Origin of the sequence: Bradyrhizobium sp. JYMT SZCCT0428, from assembly GCF_018131075.1 — a bacterium.
Classification (GTDB): domain Bacteria; phylum Pseudomonadota; class Alphaproteobacteria; order Rhizobiales; family Xanthobacteraceae; genus Bradyrhizobium.
Genome location: NZ_JAFCLS010000172.1, coordinates 1 through 1,147 on the forward strand (window position 1 = coordinate 1; position 1,147 = coordinate 1,147).

Consider the following 1,147-nt stretch of genomic DNA (forward strand, 5'->3'; position numbering starts at 1 on the left):
TCGGCTCTGTCGTTGTATGCGTTGACGTAGGCATCGATGTGTTCCTGAAGCTGCTTGAGGCTCGTGAAGGAGGTGCCGCTGAGCGACTGCCCCTGCAAGATGGAAAACCATACTTCGACCTGATTGAGCCATGACGCACTTGTCGGCGTGAAATGAAATTGCACGTTGGGGTGGGCCTTGAGCCAGTCCTCGTTCTTTTTATGGGTGTTGAGGTTGTCGAGGATGACGTGAAGCTTGCGGTTCGGAAAAGCCGCGGTGACGCTGTTCATGAAATCGAGAAACTCGACGCGGCGCCGGCGTTTTGAATGGGTCGCGATGATCTTTCCGGTGGCGACTTCGAGCGCCGCAAACAATGTTGTGGTGCCATGCCGCTTGTAATCGTGGCTTTGGCCGGTCAAGGCGCGGCCATTGGGCAACTTCAGATAACCCTGCGCTCGCTCCAAAGCCTGGATCGAGGGCTTCTCGTCCACGCACAGCACAATGGCCTTCGCCGGCGGCGCGACATAGAGGCCGACAACATCGGCGGCTTTGGCCGTAAAGTTCGGGTCGTTGCTCTCGCACCAGGACTTGCGAGCCACCAGGTCAATCTTGTGGCTGCGCAGGAACCGCCAGACATATTGGACATCGACATCGCCCAGCGCCTCGGCCAGCAGGGGGCCGGTCCAGCGCGCAAACCCTTGCGGTGGCGGCTTATCCAGCAGCTTCAGAATCCGCTTGTCGGTCGTCTTCGTATAGATCGGCTGCTTGCCAGGCCGCGGCTTGTCTTGCAGCCCTTCAAGGCCATGGTCGGCATAGCGATGCCGCCAAAGGCTGACAATCCGCGGCTGGACCCCAACTTCCTTGGCGATCGACCGGGTGCTGCGCCCATCCGCCGCCAACAGAACTATCCGCGCCCGCTTCAAATCGCGCTGCAACGTCACCGGTGAGCGACAGCACGCCTCAAGCACCTTGCGATCTTTCCTCGAAAGGTGGACTTCTCTTGCTTCGGGTATCATCCCGACCTTGAATCACGACTCACGTTCCAAGAAAAGTGGGTACTAGTGCGCTGTGGCGCGAGGAGGTCACCGCGCTGCATGAAGCGGAGTTTTCCGATGTCGAGCTGACCCATCTCTATGTCGACAACGCCGCGATGCAGATCGTGCGGGCA

At 59.3% G+C, this 1,147-nt stretch carries 2 protein-coding genes; one reads left to right on the plus strand and one right to left on the minus strand.

The window, feature by feature from the left end; translation table 11 throughout:
- Window positions 1-995: IS630-like element ISRj1 family transposase (locus tag JQ575_RS44230; protein ID WP_212039430.1), on the minus strand; the 995-nt coding region annotated here is incomplete at its 3' end.
- A gap of 35 nt (window positions 996-1,030) precedes the next feature.
- On the opposite strand from JQ575_RS44230, the gene JQ575_RS44235 reads away from it, so the two are divergent.
- The coding region (locus JQ575_RS44235) for an isocitrate/isopropylmalate family dehydrogenase (RefSeq protein WP_409364898.1) at window positions 1,031-1,147 on the plus strand (117 nt) is incomplete at its 3' end.